This is a genomic window from Vibrio sp. 811 (genome assembly GCF_033339195.1).
Genome location: NZ_JAWOUB010000840.1, coordinates 1 through 542, shown reverse-complemented (window position 1 = coordinate 542; position 542 = coordinate 1). Strand labels below are relative to the sequence as shown.

1 protein-coding gene is annotated in these 542 nt (G+C 48.9%); it reads left to right on the top strand.

Translation table 11 applies throughout. The annotated features are described in order from the left end of the window. Positions 1-414: anion permease (locus R7Q46_RS29695; RefSeq protein ID WP_318078656.1), on the top strand; the 414-nt coding region annotated here is incomplete at its 5' end. Positions 415-542: the final 128 nt, after the last annotated feature.

Genomic DNA, 542 nt, shown 5'->3' with positions numbered 1-542 from the left:
TTAGCGCTCGACAAAACAGGGCTTGCGAAGCTGGTGGTACACAGTATTCCGTTTGATGAATTCTCGCCTTATGTGGTGCTATTCGGCGCGGCATTCCTTTGCTTACTAATGGCAAACTTCATGTCACACACGGCCACAGCCAACTTGCTGATGCCAATAATGGCTGCACTTGGTACGTCCATGGCTTCTTTGACGCCATTAGGTGGTGAAGTCACGCTTATCCTTGTTGTGACCTTCGCGGCTTCGCTTGGTATGTCATTGCCTATCAGTACACCGCCTAACGCGCTCGCGCATGCCACTGGTCATGTAGAAAGTAGCCAAATGGCGAGAGTAGGTGCGGTACTTGGTATTGTTGGTGTGCTGCTAAGCTTTGTGATGGTGTGGATTCTTCATACGGTTGGGCATATTGGGTAATACATGTACGAAACCAAGTTAGATGCGTTAGTAGAACGCTACTTTAATCATATCGAACGTCGGCTGACTGTGTTGGCCGGCTCCGTATTGATCGAACAGCAAGGCTACAACGACCGTCTATACTATGT